The 23,146-nt window shown below is 40.2% G+C and carries 18 protein-coding genes and 1 tRNA gene; 2 read left to right on the forward strand and 17 right to left on the reverse strand.

What is annotated here, in order from left to right:
* On the forward strand, positions 1–1,122 hold the full coding sequence (gene alr, locus FEZ08_RS05045; protein WP_138190623.1) for an alanine racemase: 1,122 nt from the start codon (positions 1–3) through the stop codon (positions 1,120–1,122).
* Between the two features lie 46 nt (positions 1,123–1,168).
* Here alr and FEZ08_RS05050 read toward each other — a convergent pair whose 3' ends face one another.
* The 8 genes from FEZ08_RS05050 to FEZ08_RS05085 all read right to left on the reverse strand — a co-directional run bounded on the left by FEZ08_RS05050 (position 1,169) and on the right by FEZ08_RS05085 (position 9,777).
* Complete coding sequence (locus FEZ08_RS05050; RefSeq protein WP_171014943.1) at positions 1,169–1,996, reverse strand: MurR/RpiR family transcriptional regulator; 828 nt, start codon at positions 1,994–1,996, stop codon at positions 1,169–1,171.
* Between the two features lie 23 nt (positions 1,997–2,019).
* On the reverse strand, positions 2,020–3,528 hold the full coding sequence (locus FEZ08_RS05055; RefSeq protein WP_138190625.1) for a DUF4127 family protein: 1,509 nt from the start codon (positions 3,526–3,528) through the stop codon (positions 2,020–2,022).
* Positions 3,525–4,310: a Cof-type HAD-IIB family hydrolase gene (locus tag FEZ08_RS05060; protein WP_138190626.1), complete on the reverse strand. Its 786-nt coding sequence runs from the start codon at positions 4,308–4,310 to the stop codon at positions 3,525–3,527. The genes FEZ08_RS05055 and FEZ08_RS05060 overlap by 4 nt, the downstream gene beginning before the upstream one ends.
* A gap of 17 nt (positions 4,311–4,327) precedes the next feature.
* Complete coding sequence (locus FEZ08_RS05065) at positions 4,328–5,668, reverse strand: PTS sugar transporter subunit IIC (protein ID WP_138190627.1); 1,341 nt, start codon at positions 5,666–5,668, stop codon at positions 4,328–4,330.
* Positions 5,669–5,679: 11 nt separating this feature from the next.
* Positions 5,680–6,369 (reverse strand): N-acetylmannosamine-6-phosphate 2-epimerase, encoded by a 690-nt coding sequence (locus FEZ08_RS05070; RefSeq protein ID WP_138190628.1) that lies wholly within the window; start codon positions 6,367–6,369, stop codon positions 5,680–5,682.
* Between the two features lie 145 nt (positions 6,370–6,514).
* Entirely contained in the window at positions 6,515–7,366 is an 852-nt protein-coding gene (locus FEZ08_RS05075) for a metallophosphoesterase (RefSeq protein ID WP_138190629.1), read from the reverse strand.
* 129 nt (positions 7,367–7,495) lie between these two features.
* Positions 7,496–8,107 carry a sortase gene (locus tag FEZ08_RS05080; protein ID WP_138190630.1) on the reverse strand — a complete coding sequence of 204 codons (612 nt, stop codon included), beginning with the start codon at positions 8,105–8,107 and terminating at the stop codon, positions 7,496–7,498.
* Positions 8,108–8,379: 272 nt separating this feature from the next.
* Positions 8,380–9,777 carry an adhesive domain-containing protein gene (locus FEZ08_RS05085; RefSeq protein ID WP_138190631.1) on the reverse strand — a complete coding sequence of 466 codons (1,398 nt, stop codon included), beginning with the start codon at positions 9,775–9,777 and terminating at the stop codon, positions 8,380–8,382.
* Between the two features lie 215 nt (positions 9,778–9,992).
* On the opposite strand from FEZ08_RS05085, the gene FEZ08_RS05090 reads away from it, so the two are divergent.
* Positions 9,993–10,568 (forward strand): recombinase family protein, encoded by a 576-nt coding sequence (locus tag FEZ08_RS05090; protein WP_138190632.1) that lies wholly within the window; start codon positions 9,993–9,995, stop codon positions 10,566–10,568.
* Between the two features lie 50 nt (positions 10,569–10,618).
* Here FEZ08_RS05090 and FEZ08_RS05095 read toward each other — a convergent pair whose 3' ends face one another.
* From FEZ08_RS05095 to FEZ08_RS05135, 9 genes are all read right to left on the reverse strand, one after another.
* Positions 10,619–11,230 carry a DUF6273 domain-containing protein gene (locus tag FEZ08_RS05095; RefSeq protein ID WP_138190633.1) on the reverse strand — a complete coding sequence of 204 codons (612 nt, stop codon included), beginning with the start codon at positions 11,228–11,230 and terminating at the stop codon, positions 10,619–10,621.
* A gap of 1 nt (position 11,231) precedes the next feature.
* Positions 11,232–12,239 (reverse strand): effector binding domain-containing protein, encoded by a 1,008-nt coding sequence (locus FEZ08_RS05100; RefSeq protein WP_138190634.1) that lies wholly within the window; start codon positions 12,237–12,239, stop codon positions 11,232–11,234.
* Positions 12,240–12,626: 387 nt separating this feature from the next.
* Entirely contained in the window at positions 12,627–12,977 is a 351-nt protein-coding gene (locus FEZ08_RS05105; protein WP_171014944.1) for a VOC family protein, read from the reverse strand.
* 389 nt (positions 12,978–13,366) lie between these two features.
* On the reverse strand, positions 13,367–13,729 hold the full coding sequence (locus FEZ08_RS05110; protein WP_138190636.1) for a DUF6578 domain-containing protein: 363 nt from the start codon (positions 13,727–13,729) through the stop codon (positions 13,367–13,369).
* Between the two features lie 225 nt (positions 13,730–13,954).
* Complete coding sequence (locus tag FEZ08_RS05115) at positions 13,955–14,464, reverse strand: AAA family ATPase (RefSeq protein ID WP_138190637.1); 510 nt, start codon at positions 14,462–14,464, stop codon at positions 13,955–13,957.
* 171 nt (positions 14,465–14,635) lie between these two features.
* Positions 14,636–14,722 (reverse strand) — tRNA-Leu (locus FEZ08_RS05120).
* A 168-nt stretch (positions 14,723–14,890) separates the two neighbouring features.
* Positions 14,891–15,502 carry a TetR/AcrR family transcriptional regulator gene (locus tag FEZ08_RS05125; protein WP_138190638.1) on the reverse strand — a complete coding sequence of 204 codons (612 nt, stop codon included), beginning with the start codon at positions 15,500–15,502 and terminating at the stop codon, positions 14,891–14,893.
* A 116-nt stretch (positions 15,503–15,618) separates the two neighbouring features.
* The gene (locus tag FEZ08_RS05130) at positions 15,619–17,607 is read right to left on the reverse strand and encodes a heavy metal translocating P-type ATPase (protein ID WP_138190639.1); all 1,989 of its coding nucleotides are present in this window, start codon (positions 17,605–17,607) and stop codon (positions 15,619–15,621) included.
* Between the two features lie 154 nt (positions 17,608–17,761).
* A complete protein-coding gene (locus FEZ08_RS05135; protein ID WP_138190640.1) occupies positions 17,762–23,053 on the reverse strand; it encodes an InlB B-repeat-containing protein in 5,292 nt (1,763 codons plus the stop codon).
* Between the last annotated feature and the right edge of the window lie 93 nt (positions 23,054–23,146).

Here is a 23,146-nt window from a genome sequence, read left to right on the forward strand (position 1 = left end):
ATGACTCATGAAACCGAACGGGCTTGGATTGAAATAAGTCCTGCAGCACTTAGATACAACCTTGAATTATTACGGGCTTATTCGCCTACTCAACATCAAATCATTGCCATCGTCAAAGCGAATGCCTATGGCCATGGCGCGGTAATTATTGCCCAACAACTCGCCAAAGCCGGCATTCACTTTTTTGCCGTAGCCACCTTAGATGAAGCAATTGAACTGCGCCAGAATAATATTTACGGTGAAATTCTGATTCTTGGTCCAACTACGCCAAGCCGAATCTCGGAAATTATTGAACACAATTGCATTCAAACAATTTCTGGCTACCAATACGGCATGCAACTCGCAACATCGGACTCCGCTGTGCGCTGCCACATCAAAATTGATACCGGCATGCATCGCTTGGGCGAGCCCTATCAAAATTTCGAAGCTATCGCCTCGCTTTACCGCGAGCCCGCACTACACATCGAAGGCATCTTCACCCACTTCGCTGTCGCCGACAGCTTATTGGTTCCCGACATCACCTTCACCCAAAAACAGATTCTCCACTTTCAAGCAGTCATCAAATATCTTAAAAAGCAAGGCATCAATCCCGGCTTCCAACACACCCAAAGCACCTATGGACTCTTTCACTACCCCCAACTCGAATACGACTTCGTTCGCATCGGCCTTGGCATTTACGGCCTACTCTATACTGAAGCCGACTACCAGAAACTTCCTCTGCAACCGGTACTCACACTAAAAAGCCGCGTCATCGCCACCAAAGAGCTTCAACCCGGTGACCACGTCGGCTACGGCTGCCTTTTTAAAGCCGAACGCACAATGCCAATTGCCGTCCTGGCAATTGGCTACGCCGACGGCATCCCCAGAAACTTATTTGCAACTGGCAGTTATATGCTGATTAATGGTAAAAAAGCGCCAATCATCAGTAACGCCAGCATGGATTACCTCGTTGTTGACACTAGCGGCATCGAAGCCATACAGCTAGACACCATTGCAACCGTCATCGGCAAAGATGGCAAAGAACAAATCACCTTGGAACAATTTGCTCGTCGCCTGGGGCATGAACAACTGGACATTGCCACTAAATTTCATTGCCGCCTTCCCCGAATTATTGTTGAATAAAAGAAAGAACCGCGCGAAGCCAAGGCTTCGCGCGGTTTCAATTTTTCTAGCGTTCGGTAATCAAACGGGTAATTCGCTCGATTTTTTCAGTATTAGCTGCTGTATCTTTAGAAACGACATCAGTATATAACATGTCAATAACATACAATTGCGCCAACTGCGCTGAAATTAACATTTGTGTTGGCACTGATTTACGTTGCGGTGTCAGTAACACAATATCGGCGAATTCAGTAGCTGACGACTGGGCAAAGTTAGTAATCACAATCGTTGGTGCACCAATTGCTTTGGCACTTTCCAAACCAAACAAAATTTCTTCAGTTTCACCAGAAAGGGTAACCCCGATAAAAACGTCATCCTTGGTCATATTGACAGCTTTAATGCGGATAAAATAATTATCAGTGACTGCCTGTACATTTAATCCTAGTCGTGAAAACTTAGAACTCATTTCTAAAGCAGTAAACCCCGAACTACCCATTCCGGCCACATAGATATTGCGAGCATCAACAATATGCTGCGCACAACGTTCAATATCTTTGATATTGAGCAAAGCCTGTGCCTGCTGAATAATTGTATAATAGTCACGAACCAACTGTACACTTAAATCAGCCGTTTCGCCAACACTGCGCTCACCCTGCTGCTGCAAAACTTGCGATAGCACAAATCGCAGTTCGTTAAAACCACCAAACCCAACTTTCTGGCAAAAGCGGCTTATTGTTGCTTCGGAAACTTGCAAATCCTCAGCAATATCACGACCATTAGCAGTTACAAATCGCTCTGGATCAGCTTTAATATAATCCATCACCATGCGATCTTTCTTGGTTAATCTATTCGCCTGCAAATTCAAGTTGGCATAAAATTCTTCTAAACTCATCATAGCCGGCTTCACCTCAAGAAACATTATATCACAATTTCCAGCCCAATCTCAAACATCCTTTGCCAAGGTAAATACACCTTTATTTTCGTGGTAGAAAATTCTTTTAAACAATTGGTAACCAGAAGTTGGTATTCCGCTAAAATCTGTTCGGAAATAATCCCAGCGATTATTTCCTCATGTGCTTTCACATCAAAATAATTCAAACCATACTGCGGTAAAATCTGCTCAGTCACTTGTTTGCGGACAACCGCTTGATAGCAGACGTCTTCAAGCAAATGTAAATAGATGTGCTGCTTAATTTTGTAGGCATCACTGTCTTTTTGGGCAAAAATCGCAGTAGCAATAACCGTTCCAAGCGTATTGCAATTGGTATTCCAGCCCATGTAACCACTGATTTTATTTAGCAATCCCATAGCATCGAGGGTTTTAATTAGTTCTAAATCGCCACCATTGGCATACGCTGAATCAGCGACTACCACACACTTGCCGGCTTCAAGCAATGCTGCAATTTGCTCACAAAATACCGCGACATTACGAAAGCTCGCATAAGTTATATCACGCTCGCCTTGCTCCGGCGCCTCTTGCATCCGCTGCCCCGGCGTATTCACCGCCAGCACAATGTCTGCCGCCTCAGCTGTTTCTACTACCAAACTGCCGCTCACACGAATATGTGCTTTCACACTTTCGTGTATCGGCCGGTCCTCGTATAATGGCACTAGTTGCGGTCCCAAGGTTGAAGCATATAACGGGTATATGCTTGGCCGGGTTCCGCTAAACTGATTGTACGCCCGGGCAATCAGCGAGGCGCCGACTTCGTCGGCGCCGGGGTACATGTGTACCCACTGGCTCAGTTGTAAATCAGCAATCAATTTAACAATCGTTTGTTGATCTAAAGCAGTATATCCGAATGGCGCTGAATCATCTTGCGGAATACTCAGAAAATCAATAACATTTTCGGATACCAGCTGAATAATCCGACTGTTGACATCAATATTGAATGCGCGGCGGGTTTCGTAGTCATCAATATATTCTTGCGGAATACTAATAGCTTGTAATTCTTCAGCCTCTTCCTGACTTAACCCCAGTCGCGTCTTTTTATTTAGCAAAAACGCACGGCGGAACAATGCCTGACCATAGTCAGCATAGTAATCCGGCTCTTCATCGCTGCTGTCATATTGCGGCGTGCGCATAATCAGATTTGAAGCGTAAATTTTCAGCTGTGGCATTTTATTGCGCAACCCGCGAAGTCGCTCAATACTTGCCACAGTGTCTGCTTCACTCAAATAATGAATCCGCGATGGTAACAAGCCACCATAAAATAACATTTCTACAGAAAGTACCAAGGCATCTGCAGTTCCTGCATGCGTCTCAATAAACTGCCATAAAGCCTCGCGATTAGCAGGCTTTTTTTTCATGCCGAGCAAGGAAATATCCGGGGTAATCAGTTCTACCTGATTACCCAATTCAGCTATCTGCTGCGGATATACCCGATTGCATGGGCGTTCGTCTAAAGGAAGATAAATAATTTTCATCGCTGTTCCTCCTTCAAAAAGTTGATACAGTCAGCAACATCATCCATGATATATGCTGCTTCCTGCTTCACATCGTTATGGGCATGGGTCATTGCAAACGAATATTTGGCATAAGCGAACATCGAAACATCATTCTCAGAATCACCGATTGCCGCTGTGTTAGAAATACCAATCACTTCCAACTGTTGAATATATGCTAAAGCGTTGCCTTTTGAAACATCACGAGGGATGATCTCGAGCGATGTTGGACTGGTCATTATTGCAATAATTGCTTCGCTGAAGTTGCTCTCCACATAGCAGCGAATTTCAGCAAAAATTGTCTCATTGCCAAAAATCAGGAAGGTGCTCGGGAAAATATCGATGCCAATCCGTTCCGACATGTTAGGGTCTACAATTGATGAGTCGACAAACTCACCAACCATATCTGCCGGCCGTGGTGACGGAAAATAACGGTGATCCGCATCTGAAACTTCAAAACGAATGTTCATTGCTGCTAAAAATTGCGATAGCGGCTGTAATACCGGCTGTGCTATTTTTAAATGCTGCAACGTCTTATTATTGCTATCTTTAATAATTGCGCCATTTTGGCTAATTCGATAATTACCGGCAAGCCCAATATGTTTTTCAACGTAAACAATATCGTGATCTAATCGTCCGGTTGCAATAACAAATAAATTTCCAGCCGCAGTAAACGCGCGAATCGTATCACTGCATGCCTCAGAAATATTATACTGACTATCCAATAACGTATTATCCAAATCGCAAGCGACTAAATAATTCATGATGATTCCTCTTTTCTCTATTCTGCCTCAACAGTTTGATCTACCTTATTGCCGATGATGACGAAAGGAATATAAATTAATGTTGCCACACCGATAAGTAAAACTGCCAACACGGCTGCTTTCCAGTCTCCGCCAGTCGCCAGAAAAGCAGAGATAACCGGTGGCGTGGTCCAAGGTGTCATAACATATGTTTTCTCTACCAGACCAATTAAAGTCGCAAAATAAGCAATACATAAATTCACTAGCGGTGCAATTACCACCGGAATCATATAGATTGGGTTCAAAACAACCGGCAAACCAAACATCAGCGGCTCATTAATGTTAAACAAACCTGGTGCTGCTGCTAACTTAGCAATTGCTTTATGGTCTTCCCGTTTTGAGAAGATGAAGAGCGCAATCAACAAACCAATAGTCGTTCCGCCGCCGCCAATCAAGACAAAAGCATCAATAAATGGTTTTGTAACAATATTCAATGCCGGCAATCCCTGCGAAATTGCCGTAGCATTTGCAGTTAATGCCTCCAATAAAGTTGGCTCAGTAATTGGTGATAAGATAAATGCTCCATGAATCCCAAAGGCCCATAAGAAGTTTTGTAAAAACATAACTAAGAAAATGCCCGGTAATCCTTGGAACAATGCTTGCACCGGCGTTTTTATTGCTAAATTAATAAGCGTAAAAATATCGGTTTGCCAGAAGTAATTCAACAAAAAGGCCACAATAGCAAAAATACCTAAAGTAATTAATGTTGGTACCATAATATTAAATGAACGTGCCACTGCTGGTGGTACACTTTCGGGCATCTTAATAATTAATGCTTTAATTCGTGACAAACGAAGTAAGATTTCGGTAGCAATCAACGATACCGCAATCGCCACAAACATACCTACTGCTGAAAGATACACTGTATTCAAGTTGGCAACATCAAGTGTTCCAGATGCCAATTGTTCAGGTGATAAAATAATCGCTTGGGTTAATGGAATCATCGCAATAAATGAACCTACTGCAACTAATCCGGGAATAAATCCATCTTCACCGTAGGTAGCGCTTAGTTTATATGAAATAGTGTATACAATCAGCAATCCCATAATATCCAAGGTACCGGTATAAATTCTAACGCCAATTTCTTTAAATGCCGTTAAATCTGCCAAGCCCTCCAGCGGACTGCCTGGTCCCCAAATACCACCTTGGGTGTTGCTTAACAACACATTATTAATCAAAACCATAATTGAACCAACAATTACCAATGGCATCAATGCAATAAAGCCATCCCGTACTGACGCCAGATGACGCTGATTCGAAAATTTTACTGCCAACGGTGTTACCGCGGCTGCTACTCGATCCAAAAAACTTGTTTTCATACTTTTTCCTCCTATTTTTTCATTGTCTCAACAAAACGTTCGGTAATTTGCTGTGGTCGGGTAATCGCCCCGCCAACAACAACAGCATGCACACCTAGTTCAAGCACTCGTTTTGCCTTTTCCGGTGTGTCGATGTGGCCTTCAGCAATGATTGGTGTCGTAATATCTTTTAACATCTGTTTCAATCGCTCAAAACCATTATCAGCAATATTCCAATCCTTAGTTTCATCGGTATAGCCCATCAATGTTGGTGCAATAATATCAAATCCCAGAGTCTCAGCATATTTTGCGTTTGCAATAGAATCTATATCTGCCATCAATAATACCTTAGGTGCCACTTTACGGCAATATTCCACTAACTCCGGTAATGTCTCGGCTGGCCGCTGCCGCATAGTTGCGTCCATAGCAATAATCTCAGTTCCTGTTGCCAATAAAGCATCTATTTCTGCTTTTGTTGGCGTTATATAAACCGCAGACCCAGCATAATCTTGCTTAATAATCCCGATTGTCGGCAGTGATACAGCTGAGCGAATTGCTGTTATATCTTCAACTGAATTTGTCCGAATTGCCACTGCACCGCCTGCCTGCGCTGCTACTGCCATTCTTGCCATAATAAATGAACTATGCAACGGTTCATCCTCCAGAGCTTGACAAGAGACAACCAAGCCTCCTGCTATGGTTTTTAGTGTATCCATTTTCATTCACCTCCATTTTTTTGAAAGCTATTACAAATACATTATAGCGCCCTTAGATAATTAATGCAATATGTTTCTATAAAATATTTATTTTTGAAATTAATTTCTTTTTTGATTGTTTAAAAGAGACAGCCATAAGCTGTCTCTTTTATCATTCATTCACTGGAGTAATGACAATCTCCACGACTTCATATGGATTACCGAAACGCGGAATCGCATTTTGCAGTTTGCTGCCACCACCTAAACCGGCAGAGACAATCATCCGTTTATCACCAGAGCGATATTCACCATACACATATTTCGGCAGCAGTGTATGTTGCGGACCGGCAGCATAAGCACCAATTTGGGTAAATGGTATACGCATGTGCCCGCCATGGGTATGACCGCTCAAAACTAAGTCATAATCATACTCCATATACATTGCAAAGTAGTCAGGCATATGCGCCAGCAACAATTGAAAATATTGTTGCTCTTGGTCAGCCTTCAATTGCTCTAAGCCGGTACGAAAATATTCATTTTCGTACGCCAGACTCGCGGTACTGTAAAGTCCGCTGAGCTGAATCTTCTGCGCGTTTACACTCACCAATGTGCTGGTATTATCCAGCACATGTACGCCTGTCGAAGCTAGAAACGGCAAATAATTTTGCTCGTATTCGCCGTTAATATCAAACTCATGGTTGCCGGGCGCATAATAAACCGGAGCAATGCCAACCAATTGTTGTACTAACTGCTTCGGCACACTATCTCCCTGAATATCAAATAAATCGCCGGTAATTACAATAATATCCGGAGCACACTTGCGTACAGTATCCACCAATTCAATATTTCCGGCGCCAAACTCATGGAAGTGCAAATCAGAAAGCTGAACGACTTTCACCTCTTCACTTACCTTATTGCTGGGAACTACATATTGAGCAACCACCAGTCGATGACTGGCAACAGCAGCAATCGCTATCCAAACTGCTATAATAACTAAAACAACTAAAATTATACGCTTCTTCACTGTGCACTCCTCACTTCAAAAATTATTGTAACATAGATATCGGATGGGCTTTGAAATCTTGCAGAAATGTTAGTCAAAAGCAAGACCCCCTTGACGCCATTGGCGTCAAGGGGGTCAAAATTTTCTCGATTATTGATAAACGTATTTCGACTCAACTAACTTCAAATCAACCAAATAACGATGATCCAAAGTACTGCCGGCTTCAAATGGATAACACGTCTGCAGCCGTAAAATCTGCGGTTTAAATTCTGTATCGTGGTCTTCAGTATAAAACTTAACCGCTTCGCTGTCATTAGCCAATACCACTTGCGGCTCTTTATACACTTCATAAGTAAATTCACCATAAGGCATCTTCAATATAATTGTATCGCCAATTTCAATATTCTTTAGATTCTGAAAAGCTAAATGGCGGTGACCATTAATATACAACTTGTTGTTCTGCCCGGGAAAATTATTCCAAGCCTCTAAGCCAACCTCATCAAAATATTGATCCATATATTCGGCATTGTAGCCATAAATCAGTGGTACTTCAACATCAAACTTCGGCATATATAAAGTGCCTATTTTTTCATTTTGCTCCGGATTCATAACAATCTCCGGAATCTCTGCCAAGCGCTGATTCCTAACGCCGCGTTCGGCAATGACTGCACTCCCGCTCATCGCCGGAATCGCAAATACAGCTGCCAGAGCAATACCAAGAGCCAGCACGCCAACTCCTATAAATACAAGAATTTTCTTCACAATTTCTTCGTTCCTTCATCATTTATTTCAATGATAATTATACCATATTTTTATTGAAAAAGAAAAATCCGGTAGCCATATTGAATCTAGCACAATAAAAAAAAGATATAAGAAGGGGGATTTCTTATATCTTTTTTATTACCCAAGCAGCCGAGGCTGCTTGGGTATTTATTTTATATAAATACAACTTTCGGAAATCAAGTTATCATACACGATAACTATTAGCTATTATGGATTTTTATTATAAAGAAGAATTATCATATTACAAACTTTTACGATTTTTTTCTGATTAGGAAATATGCAGCTGCCGTCACAGCTCCAAGTCCGCCTAATAAACCAAATACCGCAGCGTCATCACCAGTTACTGGCAATCCGCTAGTGTTTGGTGTGTTACCGTTAGTACCATTAGTTCCTGCTTCATCTGCTGTTGCAGCTTCCACTGGCATAACTGCAATTGCGCTGTCGCTCTTATTGCCAGCAGTATCAGTTGCATACAGGTAAAGTGTTTCTTCAGCTTTTGCTGCACCGGCAGCAACTACTAAATCAACTGGTCCGGCAATGCCGCTGGCAAGTACATCACCATTAGCATTTACAACCGTAATTGTAGCACCTTTTTCAATATCATCAGCATTGATTGTGTAACCAGCTGCTTGAGTACCATTGATTGCATTTACAACTGGTGCATCAGGCGCAACAATATCAGCAAAAGTGATTGTTGTTGTATCATGACGATCAGTCCATAATTCGATTGGAATTAAAGCAGGCGTAGTGAATGTGCCATCCACTTCAACAGTTAAACCATGTGGTGCATAAGTTTTAAAGAAGTCATATTCAGCAGTTAAAGTTGTTGGAAGTATAACTTTAGTTGTGAATTTTGTTCTGAAATCGCCGATAGATGCAATCAAATCAGCGCCATCTACCAATGAGTGAAGAATCGGTGCCGCAAGAAGATCATAAGCATCTACTACTACATCCCACATACTCATAGCAATACTTGAAATAATACCACCCATTACTCCTGGATTGGTAATTTCAAACGTATCAAGAGCTGTACCGATGTTGTTAATGATGTCTCTAAGAACTTCGGCAATTTTGTCAAATGCATTATCTTCAAAAGTTACCGATAAATAGGCACCGTCTTCAGATACTGTGACTGGTGCATTAAGCGAAAGAACTGATATGTTATCCCAAATAGTTTTTAAATCTAAAGCCGCATAAATGTCATCAAAGTTAACATTATAGCCAAACAATTCGCTTTCAGCAAGGAATGCTGCAAGTTTGTCAACGCCGTTATCAATTGTACTAACTAAGTTATTAATTCCTAACTCTTCAAACAATGCCTTAGCAAGTTCATAAGTAATCTCAATTTGCGCATCGCCATTAGCTTCAATCTTACCAACTAACTCTTCCGGAATTTTGAAAGAAGCTGTTTTACTTTGAACTAATAATCTCAGCTCGTCTTTGGTAAATGCAGAAAGGGTAAAGTTAATATCATGAGTACCAGTTTCGCTAATTACTGGCTTATCAGATGATAAAGTCGTATCCGACCAAAGAATAATGTCTGTTGCACTTACACTTTGTGCAAGTGGAAAGAATGAACCAGCAACAATTACGCTGGCTAAAGCTGCAGATACTAATCCTGCACCCCAAATCTTTTTACTTTTTTTCATTGTATAGATCCTCCATTTTCACGTTTTACAATAAACACTAGGATATTGGAAATGTGGTGCATCTTTAAAAAAGCGGAGGTTTTCACAGCTATTATTGGATAATTGGTATCTTTATTTTTTAATAACATGCTACATTTGCAGTTTCCAAAAAATTAGTGTTTATTGTACACTATAAGTAGTAGGAATGCAAGAAAAAATTTAAAGGAGTCTTCACTATGAAAACAGTAGCATATATGCGTGTATCAACAACCAGTCAAACATTCAGTTCTCAGTATTACCAAATTAAACGTTATGGCTATAACTTACTATATAAAGAAAAAATAAGCAGCCGCGAAAGCAACCGTACTCAACTGCGTCTGGCTCTTGAAAGCCTTGAGCCCGGCGATACCTTCCTTGTCTACAAACTTGATCGTATCGCCCGCAACACCCGCGAACTCTTAACAATTCTCGACTCATTCGAAGCCAAACAAATTAACTTTGTTAGTTTGTCCGACAATATTGATACCAGTACACCAATGGGAAAATTCTTTTTTACCGTCATGGGTGCCTTCTCAGAGATGGAAGCTGAATTTATCCGCAACCGTGTGAAAGCCGGTCTGGTTGCCGCCAAAGCAAATGGCAAAAAGCTTGGTCGACCAGAACTTACAACATCAGTTGATGCCGCAATCAGTGAATATCAAACAACCAATACCTCAGTCTGCAAAATTGCCCAAAAATATGACATCAGTAAGTCCACTCTTTACCGGCACATTAAACTTAAAAATGTCTCCCGCGGCCGCGCCGCATGTTAATTAAAAAGCAACAAAGTCTTTCGACTTTGTTGCTTCCCGCTTTTATTCAATTATACTTTCAGCCAAAGTGCCGGACGAACTCCGCCGGTGCACCAGCCATCACTAATATTACCTTTTAAAATATTATTCCCCTGAATACCGATGTTACCATCAGTACCATGTATATAGGCAGCTTTATTATTCAGACGGCCTGGCGAACGAAGCCACCACCACCAGTCACCATTTTTATCATAGAGTCTTGCCAAACGCTTACTATTGTTCGCATCTTTTCTTTCAAACCAATATCTTTGATTCTTTTTAGGGTTCTGCAGCAACATAGTACTGTCGCCAAAATATTTGCACACTTCTTCAAGACTTAATAAGAATATATAGTCTTCAGTATCAACTCCGCCATTAGTACCATACCACTGATTATCGACATTTTTATTAGTGACTGGAATAATCCGCTGCTGCTCCGTGTCGGTGAATTTCTCGAAAAATTCACCGTTAAGATATTTTCGCAACGAGCAATCCGCCCAAGTAATATCTTCGTAGGCATCGTGATAAGAACGTTGATCAATGATGACTTCAGTGACAAGTAAGAGCGCGTCATCTTTTTTATCAAGAATACGCCACTCATAGCCACCAAAGGAAATATTAGAATTAATTGTAAAGTCTTGCATTTTATTTCTCCTTAATCGGGAATAGTAAATCCAGTTGTAAGTAGTTCATCTCGGCATTATGTTTTTCGATAAAGTTATAAAAATTAAGAGTTTCTTCCAGTCCTTGACCGAAAACTGTTTCTGCCGATTCCCAGCGTGGTGCACCCCAATCGTTATCATATTTATCGCTTGCTTCAACCCATTCGCTAAGTCGGCGCCAGTCTTGAAAGTCCCATGCTCGTAATACATGCGCTGCGTATAATCCACCCTTGAACTCACGTCTTATTAATGGTTCAGGAATGCTCATATCTTTGGGTACTGAAACCCACATCTCATAGACATGCGATCCTTCACCAATAGCTGCTGCTCCTTCTGAGCAATCAAAACCAAAACTACGAGCATCAGGCTTTAGTTTCAGAAGATTACTTTCCTTAATAAATTTAGTGAGCACCTCCGAGGCTTTTCCCTCACTGCCTTCACCGGATGCATAAACTGCCGCCACCGTCATTGGCGGAAGATAAATAATTCGTACATCCTTATCCTCAAGTTTCATCAGTTCTTCACTAGCTTGATTTAATTTGTCCATTGCTAAGTCCTCCTTCGTTTCCTTGATTTGATTATCAGAAAAAGAAAGAGCGCTTATGACTGAAAAAATAGTTTCATCATCAAGAAGCTTTAAATTGATATCGGTCTTCTCATTAATTTCCTCAACAAAACGCAGCAAAATAGATTTCACTGTAGCCAAGGCCGTAATTTCACTATCTATCTCATTAATGTTCTGCTGGAATATTTCAACAGTTTTAGCAGCATCAGAATTATCAAGAATGCTGGCGATTTGTTTTACTGGAACTCGCAGTTTTCGTAATATGATAATTTGGCGCAACCGGCTTATTGCCATTTCATCATACACGCGATAGGCATAATCTTCTTTTCGCAAACTCTGAATGAGCCCTGCCTGTTCATAATAGCGAATCATTCTGGTAGAGATTCCATAATTCATGGATACTTGGCTGATTGTAATAAGCTCCATACAATACCCCTCATTTCTTTTTCTTACTTCAACTATAATGGACGACACGGTGTTCGCGTCAAGCAAATTTCAACAATTTATTATTTATCTTAATCATACTAAACAATTTTAGTTCTATCAAGAATGTGAAAAAACCCGAACCTCTACCTTTTGGTAAAAATTCGGGTTGGCGTTTCTATGTATCTAAAAGAACTCGCTCTAATATTATCGAACACTCTTTAATTTTCGTTATATTATGCTTTTTGAAATCTCGCACCAATAAACCAATATACAGGCGAACAACATAATAAATAATACCCTATGCTTTTCCATATACTAACACTGTAATATACTTATCATATAATGCCTATATAGTTATATGAGAAAATGAAGCAGATTTAATGATGCTTATTCTTCTTGATAATTATCTTGTTGGGCAACAGCGATTTTATTGCCATCAGGGTCAGCGAATTGAAATGAATATGCCCCCCACGGTCTCCGTTGAGGCGGTGTAATTATCTCTACACCTGGGATTTCCTGTAACAATCGTTCATATAGTGCGTCAATATCTACTGTAAAACATTGCAGCCAGATATTTTTCGTTTTGACCACCTCTACATCACCCGGATCATAGATAGCGATTTTCCCAAAATCATAGTGACTTCCCTCGACAAAAGGTTCAATTTGAAAGACAGTCTTATAAAATTCCACAAGCCGGGGTGCATCATCAGTCATTATACATATTCCACTAAATTCCATAATAATTCTCCTTTTCATATGATATAAAATAACCTAACTCACAAGCCACATCAGGCCGTGCATATCTAATAATAAAGCTTATGTAAAGTATATCAAGAGCACAGTGAAAAGTAAATGTGAACAAAAATGCACCAAAACCGCTAAGCTTTGATGCATATAAATTTTCATATGGTGCGGATGACAGGACTTGAACCTGCACAGTGTTGCCACCACAAGAACCTGAATCGGTTATTCATGCCAGATATAATACATTTAGCCTTGATATTACTGGGTTCAGAAGTTTTACATCAAATAGCAAGTGGCTACATTTCTATGAGATTATAGCCAAAAATTTTATTATAAATACTAGAACTCTGACAGCTATGATTGGCTGTCTTTTTATTTTTAATTTATTTTTTTACTTTTACAAGATAAGCTACAAATTTCCAACTATCATAATCAACTTCCCAACCATCTGCTTCTTGGTTAAACTTCTCTAACTTTCCGGAAACTGGTCTATATACATTATTAACTTCATCTAATTTATACGCATGATAAACTTTACAAATCTCTACAACCTCACCGCTCAATACTGATACAGTATTATTATAGGCATGGTCATCATAATAGTAATCAATGACTCCAAGGTCTTCAATAGGTGATAAATCATAACTAACTTGGCTGACTTTCCATTCAATAATACTTCCTATATTAAATGCTGTTCCACAACATTGCATCTGCCAACCATCCACCCAAACTATAACTTCATTCATATTATCACCTCGTATCAAAGTTGCTATATCATCTCTTTAAATTCTTTATGCCACTAACTTATTTTTTTTCTGTGGTATATTAAAGAATGGTTTTTGCATTTCATGTAATCGTTTCGATTCTGGAAGCAAGTACAATATACATACCATTCTAAACTCCTTTCCTGTAAGACTTGCGATTATTTAAATTAAAAAAATAGCTAATAAACAGCTGATTTTGATCATAAATTAGAGTTTTTTTATCACTTGAATTAATTCATTAACTGTCTGCTGAACACTTTTATTTGTTACATCAATTTTAATAGTGTCCATATCCTCATATAAATTAAGCCTAGCTACTGTTTTTGCAATTATATCCTCTGTACGTAACCCAGCATTAATATCTTTTTGTATACGCTCTACAAGAACATTCTCGTCACACACTAATGTATATTTTGCTAGCTTAAAGTCAAAGCCTGCCAGTCTATTTGTAATTGTATCAATAATTTCTTGCTCATGCATAACCCAACAAAAAATAATATATTCGATTTGAGAATTATTTAAAAAAGATTGCAACAAATAAACGATATTATTTAGTACCATTTCTTTATTCTCGTCATTAACTATAAACGGACTCATGTCCCAACACCAGTCACCATCTAAATAAACAGATTGATATACTAATTGATTATTTAATTCTTTAGATACTGTACTTTTCCCAATTCCCATTGTTCCATTAATCATAATTATCTTTTTCATATATTTCACCAAAATAATTATAACATATCCATCACCATTTTTCTTCTGGCTCAATAACACCCGAATAAACTAAAAGAAAAAGAGTGATGTTGATTAATTTCAACATCACTCTTTTCTTATGATGATTCCGAATACTTCTCCAATATAGAAGAAGTTCGGGTTATACCCTTTTGGTGCGGATGACAGGACTTGAACCTGCACAGTGTTGCCACCACAAGAACCTGAATCTTGCGCGTCTACCAGTTCCGCCACATCCGCGTGACCAGAGCAATAAATACTCCTCTCTTATAATACTACATTGACGAAAATATTTCTACAAATTTCTGGGAGAAAACTTACTTAAAAGTTAACAATGTTATTTAAACTTTAAACAGCAAAATGAAATACCGGCTAACTCCCGAGGAGTTGGCCGGTATCAACTTTTTTTCAATCAACAATGTGAGTCCTATATAAAATCATAAATAAATTATATAGCTGTAAATATAAAGTAGTTGCAATTAGCTTAATTGATGTCTGCATATCAGTACTAATCCACTCAGCAATTACGGCTGCTACACCACTTGTATAGAACAAAGTATTTATCCTAATAAATTCAGCATTATTATACTTTTTTATATCTGCCGAAAAATGCTTAGTAATATTTTTTTCATATTCTACTCTTAATGTGCTAATAAAATCAAAGTCATTAGTCCTTTTGTCCAATATAAAAATCCACTTATTACTCTTAACATATTCTAAGGTTCTGAAAATACTTGGATAAAGAATAGCAGAGAGCGCTTCACTATCATTTACATCTACTTCTCTCAGTTGTTCAACACGCTTATCTATTTCAATACCAATACTATATTTTAATTCATAGAAGAGCGCATACATCATTTCTTCTTTACTTCTATAATAGTAATAGAAATTAGCCCGTGATGTAAATGCATTTTCAGTAATATCTTTAACATTGATATCTTCATAACGTTTTTCTTTTAAAAGTTCATAGAAGCTACTATGTAACGCTTCTCTGGTAACATCCGCTTTTTTATCCTGCATCAATGTTCACCCCAATCGTTCTTTCTGCCTACTAGGATATTATAATGCTTTTTTAGTAAAGGTAGACAGTTTGTCAGCATTTTAGACATTCTTAGTCTAAATGTCTAAAATATATCTTATTTAATTTGGCGCAAGAGTAATTGGGCGTTAATCGCAACAATGATTGTACTTAGCGACATAATCGCCGCGCCGACGGCCGGCGGTAAGATGAACGGATACAAAATCCCGGCCGCAATTGGAATGGCAACAACGTTATAAACGGTTGCCCAAGCCAGGTTCTGCATCATTTTGCGTTTGGTCAGTTTTCCCCATTGAATCATTTTTGCAACATCTTGCGGATTGTTGTTAATCAAGATAATATCGGCGGCTTCATTGGCAACTTCAGTGCCACTGCCAATCGCCACACCGACGCTTGCCTCGGCAAGGGCCGGTGCATCATTCACACCATCACCAACCATAGCGACATATTCTCCGCACTGCATCAATTGGTGCACTACATCCAGTTTTTGCTGTGGTTGCAACTCGGCAAAATAGCCATCCAGCCCGAGTTCATCGCTCACACTCTTGGCAACCGTATCATTATCACCAGTCGCCATATACACCTTGATGCCTTGCTTTTGCAACTCAGTAACGGCTGCCTTCGATTCCGGTCGGATTTCATCCGCCAGTTCAATTTGCCCTGCCAACTGCTGCTCAACAATCAGCAAGATTGTTGTACGCGCTGTGGTGGCGCTGCCGGCAGGCAGCTTCAGCCCGGCGGCAGTTGCCGCCTGCGGGCTGAGCAAAGCAACCGTGTAACTGTCGATTGTGCCCTGCACGCCTTTGGCGGTCAGGGCGGCAAAATTAGTGACTGGCAACAGTGAAATTGCTTGTTGCTTACCATACGCCACAATCGCCGTCGCAATTGGATGCTCAGAAAATTGTTCCAAAGCCACGGCATACTGAATGATTTGTTCATTGGAATATTTATCGGAAAAAGATTGAACATTGACAACGGTAAAATTACCGATTGTCAATGTTCCGGTTTTATCAAAGACAACTGCCGAAATCTTGCCACTATTTTCAAATGCAGTTCGGTTGCGGATCAGCACACCATTAGCTGCCACCCGAGAAATTGAATTTGAGGCTACCAGTGGAATTGCCAGGCCCAACGCGTGTGGACAGGCAATAACCATCACGCCAACCATCATCATTATGGCAAATGCCAAATCTTGCCCTAAAGCCAGCCAGGCAATTAAGGTTATTAGCCCGGTTGCCAAGGAAATATAGGTTAGCCATTTAGCTGCTCGGTCTGCCAGATTCTGGGTTCTCGACTTTGCACTTTGCGCTTTCTGGACAATGTCGATAACTGTTTGTAAATATGAATCACTACCAACACCGCTTACTTGCACAGTAACCGTACCGCTGCCATTGATTGAGCCACCGATGACCCGTTCGCCAATACCACGCTTTACCGGGCGCGATTCACCGGTTAGCATTGATTCATCGATGTGGGTGTTCCCCTCAGTAATCACACCATCTGTGGGAATCTTTTCATTTGCCCGCACGAGCAGCAGATCATTTGGATGAATATCATTCATCGCTACTTCTACTTGTTGACCATCAACTAGTTTTGTCGCCTTTTTAGGCAATAATTCAGCAAGCGCCTCTAATGCTTTAGACGCACCCATAATTGAACGCATTTCTAACCAGTGCCCTAACAGCATAATTGAGATTAAAGTTCCCAGTTCCCAGAAAAAATCCATTCCCGGAAAGCCAAACACTGTCGCTGCACTATAAAAATACGCCACCGTAATTGCCACACTAATCAGGGTCATCATTCCCACTGCCCGATCGCGAATCTCAGCAATAGCACCCTTTAGGAAAGGTAAGCCGCAATAAAAATACAATGCGGTAGCCAATAATAGTTGCACATATTCAGTACCGGGAAAATTAAGCTGATAACCAAAAATTCCTTGTATCGTTGATGACAAAATAACCAATGGTACCGTTAGAAATAATGAAATAATAAACTTCTTTTTAAAGTCGCCAGTATGGTGGCCGGCATGCTTATCATGAACATGCTCAGCCGCTCCCGAATTATGCATCTCATGGTTCATCTCCATATTAACACCACCTATATTTTTATTATAACACCAAAACTAATTTTCCACGGTCTTCCCACTTTCAAAACAAAAATAAATAGAGCAACAAAACTCCATTGGGGGAAAGAGTTGTTACTCTATTTATTTATAGGAACTGCAAGCAGTTCCTATAAATTTATCTTTTATTCAGTTTTCGGTAAACACCGAGTCCTAATCCTACAAGTACCAGCCCTGCAAGAAGCATTTCAAAACTATTCATTCCGGTAGCCGGAAGACTGTCAGCTTCTTTTGGATTAGCATAAAGTTCAATTTGAATATTAGTATTCAAAGTAACAACATTTTCATTATAAGTCGTTACCGTACTGCTTGCTGTACTCGCCGCTACCGGCTCGTCAACATAAACATTAGCAATATATGTTCCTGCAGTCGTAATCTGACTGAATGAATCCCATTGCAGATACACTTGATCCACGGCTTCGCCGCTTTCATCATTCCATGCACGCGCATTACTGCGGCTTAAAACTTCTTGTTCAAGCGTTCCTTGATTCACTAAGTCTCTAAACTCATCAATACTCATGCTAATATTATTAGCATCAATTTGCCAAACACCATCAGCAATCAAGTCTTGCCAGTCGGCGATTAAGGTTAATCCGCCTGCCGGCATAGTGATTGTGCCGCTGTAACCTGTATCTGTCGCATCTTTCCAACCAAGGAATTTGTGTCCGAACCAGGTTGGTGCAGTGACTGCGTCTAGGTCGACTGTGCTGTCAGTTACTTGAATGATATCTGCTGGTTGGGTAGCTATGTTACCACCATTCACATCGAAAGTGATGGTTTGGTCTAACGCCGTCCAGTGTGCTTCCAACGCAAGTCCTCCTGCTGGAACGGTTACTACACCAGTGTATTCTGTACTGCCCACAAACCAACCATCAAATTGATAGCCAGGACGTGTTGTAGTTACGGTATCTAAATCAACTGTTGTATCAGTTTTCGCAGTGATAGATGCAACACCTGTTCCACCTTTGGTGTTAAAACTGATTACTTGGTCATCGGCTGTCCATTTCGCTTTAAGGCTTAATCCGCCAACCGGCATTGTGAATGTGCCACTGTGTTGTGTGTCAGCACTGTCGAACCATCCGACAAAAGTATAGCCGGCTCTTGTTGGTATTGCTACAGCATCTAAGTCAACACTGCTATCAGTTGGTTGAACTAAGTTCGCTGGTTTACTTGTTCCTAGTCCACCATTCACATCAAAGGTAATCGTTTGGTCGTCAGCAGTAAACTGTGCGTATAATGTTTTGTTTGACGCTGGCATCTTGCTAGTCGCGAAGTTCCACTTTGTACCAGCAGTTGCAGCATCAAACCAACCACTGAATGTATAACCAGATTTAGTTGGTACTGTTGCTGGTTCTACTACTAATGCATCATAGGCAACCGTTTGCGTACTTGTTGTCCCCTGATCGTTAAATGTCAGTGTGTACTTATTTCTTGTATATTGAGCATATAATGTTTTGTTTGATGCTGGCATTTTGTTAGTTGCGAAGTTCCACTTCGTACCACCAGTTTGAGCATCAAACCAACCTGCAAAGGTAAACCCAGTTTTCGTTGGTGCTGTTGGCTCAGTTGCTAATGTATCATAAACAACGGTTTGGGTAGTTGTCGCACCATCATTATCAAAAGTCATCGTATAACTATTGATTGTGAATTGCGCATATAGCTTCACGGCATTCGCTGGCATTTTACTGGTCGCAAAGTTCCATTGTGTACCACCAGTCGCAGCTGTAAACCACCCAGTAAATGTATATCCGGTTTTTGCTGCATCAGCAGGTTTCGTTGCTAATGTATCGAATGCCACTTGTTCATCAGCAGGTTTGGTACTTGTTGCCCCATTAGTCGCTACATCATAGCTTAGTACATATTTATTAGCTGTATATTGTGCATATAATGTTACATCAGTTGTCCCCACTGTGTATGGGAAGGTTACTTTTGAACCACCGGTTGCTGCGGTGAACCAGCCATTGAATGTATGTCCGGTTTTTACTGCACCTTGTTCAGTAGCAATCGCTTCTCCTGGATATTTACTTAATGTTTCATCGGCTACAGAACCGCCGCCAGCATTGAATGTTACTACAATCGGCGTAATAATTCCGGCATCTATTTTGTCGCTGCCAACTGCACTCGGCGTAAATCCGGCAGCTGTTGCTTTATCGTGAGTGGCAGTCGCCGTAGGCGTGCTGCCGCCGCTAGTTACCGGTGAGAACCGGGTTGTGTCATCGCTATTTGGATTGGTAAAAACAATATCTACATTTTGTGCCTTATCTAATCCCATGAAAGCGTAACTGCCGACAGCCCCGTTAATTGTTTGTGTCGTCGTTGTTTCGATGACAGTTGTTGTCCCCGCTTCAAGGGCAACAACTGTCACCCCATTACGCCCGGTTTCTCCAGCATCTTTTAAACCGTTACGGTTAGTATCATTAAATACTTGGCCTTTTACCACTCCGGTCTTGAGGCGAATCGCAATCGGTTCACTTGGTTTGTAACCTGCTGTTCCCATGATTTCACGGTGAATACGTGCTGAGTAGATATTTGTCAGCCCGGCATGTGAGTCAGCATCTGGATCAGTCAGTGCTAATGGGAAGGTAATTGCTTCACTGAAACCATCAGCTACAGTATCATTAGTCGTAATTTTAATCATACGAATTTCATTTGGATCAGTGATTGCGCTCCAAGGTACAAAGGCTGCCGAATCCTTATCCGTCTCGTAAGTTGTTGCATAGAGTACTTGGTAGCTCAATGAACCCGTGGCAGTAACCGGCGTCAATAGCGAAGCCGTCCAAGTAAATGCTTCTTTTTGAAGGTGAACACTCGGGTCAAATGCACTTGGGGTACTTGGAGTTAAATCGGTCGCTTCCCCCGCTTTTGGAATCGGGACAAGCGCAGTATAGCCATTGATTGTGCTTCCTGAGTTATTTGAAACCGTTAATTGATATTTAGCTGTTCCTTCAGGATTCAAGTCAATAATGGATTGATTAGTTGCGTAATCATAGCTTACCCACGCGCCATCATTTAAGTTAGCGGCACTGGTAACAGTAAAGTCTTTTTGCGCCTGAATTTTCATGGCGCTGTCACGATTTAATGTACCCATTAAGTCGGTAGTTAGACCGCTACTGTCAACATCATATTTATTAGGATTGTTAAAGTATGACGCATTCCCGCTTGTAGTCACTTTTGTTGCACCAAGAGGTTTTACATAAATAAGCTCGTTACCGGGAATAGAAACTGTTGGTGCACTGTTCTTCACCTTAAAATCGTAAACAACTGAAAAAGTATAATTCTTTGCCTGGTCAGACATAAATCCAACTTTTAATGTGGGTATCGTTAACTTATAAACTTGGTGTCCATCACTATCTGTTGTTTTTACAGGAACGATTGTCCCGTCACTGGTTTTATAGATAGTTCCATCACTAGAAATAATTTGTAAGGTTGAGGTGTCGATTTGCAAATAATCAGTTTCACGCAAGAAAATATCTAACCCTTGCTGATAGGTTTTAGTTGGATAAGCTGAAATTCCCATCTGACCATACAAGCCAAACCAAGCATTCATCGAATAAGTATTTCCCGCCAAATATGAATTATTAGAAAGATTGTGCGAACTGGTAAACAAAACCCGACCATCATTTTTGATAGTAATCACCGGTGTATATTGCTTAGCATTTACACCATCAAAATCTCCATCTGCTGTCTCAACCACCGATACTTTAAAAGAATGTTTCATATCAGCTGGTTTATTTAAAAAGTGCCCATAGAAAATGGTTGGAATACTTTCAAATGTACCAAGACTTTCTGCACCATTACCAATCCCATAACCACTTGCAAACCCCGTAGATTCATAAGTAACCTCAGTAATGTATTCAGTGCTATCACTGGTATAATTGCTTAATGCAATACTTCCATATCTGCTGGCCGTAACAGAAGTTGTCCCCAAAGTGGCGGCAGTATATGTGTTACCTTTATTGGTTTTAATTACAACATTAGTTAACGTTGCTCCAGCGGCATTCCCAGCTGCTAGGCGGACATATCGCACACCAATATTCGGATCATTAAATTCAATCCGGAAACTTTGATCAGTCACTGTCTCTACATATGAATTTGATACATGATAACCACCAAGTAATACTAAATCTTCTCCACTCGTATTATCAAATGTTACTGTTGGATTTAATAAAGCACCGATATCAACAATATTTTTAAATGGTTTAGCTACATTTAAAGTAATTATATGACTTGATCCAGTAGAAGCTGTTGCCGTATTATAAGGATAAATAACTGAACTGGTTGATCTTATTGCATAGGATTCACCGGCAACAATTCCATTGCCTGGTAAAAAGTTTAATTTTATTCGTGTTCTTGAGTTTGGTGTAGCAAGATATACACCTTTATAGGTTATTGTTACTAAATCGTTAAGCGGATCGCTGCTTCTATCCACTGACCACTCCAACTGAGCATCTGTTAATGTACTTGATGGATGTTTTTCAACATCAACAAACCCTAATTTTTTATCAACTTTGATTGTATAAGAAGCACTATCAAATAATAGATTATTGCCAATTGTATTTGCATATGAAGAACCATTTCCCCATAAATAGTATTCTGCTGAAAAAGCAGTATTAGCCGCAATATTCACGTTCGGTGTTCCATAATATAATAATGGAGAAACTGAACCAGTAATAGTATAATTTTCTATTTTTTCTTCGTTAATTGTTGTCGCCGCTCCGGAGATATCCGCTACAGTCTTAACTGTTACTAAATCAGTAAAAGTCTTACTCCCGGTATTAACTGAAAAAGCTGTATCTAAAGCCAGCGATAATTCCAAAGTGACTGCTGTCGTTCCCGGTGCAATATCAAATACCAGTTCACCACTTTGTGGTTTGTAGCCATAAATTGCTGCATCTGGAGTAAATGTTGCATTAGTAATAATACCTTGCAATTGTGTTGGTAAATTACTGGCATTAAATGACCAACTCGCGTATCCGCTGCCGAAAGTCATCCCCGGAATACCACGGAATCCAATCCCATTTTCAAGACGAATTTTGATTTGACGATTCTCCGTAGCAGTCGAACCGTCAAAAACTGCTTTTACCAATAAAGTTCGGGCAATCATTTGCGCATCACGAACATCATAAGATACTGAAGTATCGCCATCTAAATCAACACCATCAAAGCTGGCAAAACCAACCGAGAAAGGTGTAGCTTTCGCCATCAGCGGTGCCGGCTCTGCGGCAGCGCTGATTTCAGTTTCTTCTTCGACATTCTCCCCTGTCTCAGAATTATTAACGCTTGAATTCGCTTCTGTTTGTTGCTCATTTTCAGCACTTAAATCAGTCGCAAACACATTTAAGTTCATTTGCGACAGTACTAATAAAGTTGTTACTAAAACTAGACAACTTGCTTTTATAAATTTTTTCATAGGAATTTTCCCCCTTGATTTTTTATCTATACTCTAAGTATAGGTATTTTAAATCCATAACTCCAAATCAAACTTTTGTAAAAAAAGTAATGT

The sequence above is a fragment of the Culicoidibacter larvae genome, assembly GCF_005771635.1.
Lineage (GTDB): Bacteria > Bacillota_I > Bacilli_A > Culicoidibacterales > Culicoidibacteraceae > Culicoidibacter > Culicoidibacter larvae.

Bases quoted from the DNA above. Each gene is read 5' to 3' on its own strand.
- FEZ08_RS05110 (WP_138190636.1), bottom strand. From the start codon at position 13,729: ATGAATGAAGTTATAGTTTGGGTGGATGGTTGGCAGATGCAATGTTGT.
- FEZ08_RS05085 (WP_138190631.1), bottom strand. From the start codon at position 9,777: ATGAAAAAAAGTAAAAAGATTTGGGGTGCAGGATTAGTATCTGCAGCT.
- FEZ08_RS05070 (WP_138190628.1), bottom strand. From the start codon at position 6,369: ATGAAAATGGATACACTAAAAACCATAGCAGGAGGCTTGGTTGTCTCT.
- FEZ08_RS05090 (WP_138190632.1), top strand. From the start codon at position 9,993: ATGAAAACAGTAGCATATATGCGTGTATCAACAACCAGTCAAACATTC.
- FEZ08_RS05105 (WP_171014944.1), bottom strand. From the start codon at position 12,977: ATGGAATTTAGTGGAATATGTATAATGACTGATGATGCACCCCGGCTT.
- FEZ08_RS05065 (WP_138190627.1), bottom strand. From the start codon at position 5,668: ATGAAAACAAGTTTTTTGGATCGAGTAGCAGCCGCGGTAACACCGTTG.
- FEZ08_RS05115 (WP_138190637.1), bottom strand. From the start codon at position 14,464: ATGAAAAAGATAATTATGATTAATGGAACAATGGGAATTGGGAAAAGT.
- FEZ08_RS05060 (WP_138190626.1), bottom strand. From the start codon at position 4,310: ATGAATTATTTAGTCGCTTGCGATTTGGATAATACGTTATTGGATAGT.
- FEZ08_RS05050 (WP_171014943.1), bottom strand. From the start codon at position 1,996: ATGATGAGTTTAGAAGAATTTTATGCCAACTTGAATTTGCAGGCGAAT.
- alr (WP_138190623.1), top strand. From the start codon at position 1: ATGACTCATGAAACCGAACGGGCTTGGATTGAAATAAGTCCTGCAGCA.
- FEZ08_RS05095 (WP_138190633.1), bottom strand. From the start codon at position 11,230: ATGCAAGACTTTACAATTAATTCTAATATTTCCTTTGGTGGCTATGAG.
- FEZ08_RS05135 (WP_138190640.1), bottom strand. From the start codon at position 23,053: ATGAAAAAATTTATAAAAGCAAGTTGTCTAGTTTTAGTAACAACTTTA.
- FEZ08_RS05125 (WP_138190638.1), bottom strand. From the start codon at position 15,502: ATGCAGGATAAAAAAGCGGATGTTACCAGAGAAGCGTTACATAGTAGC.
- FEZ08_RS05055 (WP_138190625.1), bottom strand. From the start codon at position 3,528: ATGAAAATTATTTATCTTCCTTTAGACGAACGCCCATGCAATCGGGTA.
- FEZ08_RS05130 (WP_138190639.1), bottom strand. From the start codon at position 17,607: ATGGAGATGAACCATGAGATGCATAATTCGGGAGCGGCTGAGCATGTT.
- FEZ08_RS05100 (WP_138190634.1), bottom strand. From the start codon at position 12,239: ATGGAGCTTATTACAATCAGCCAAGTATCCATGAATTATGGAATCTCT.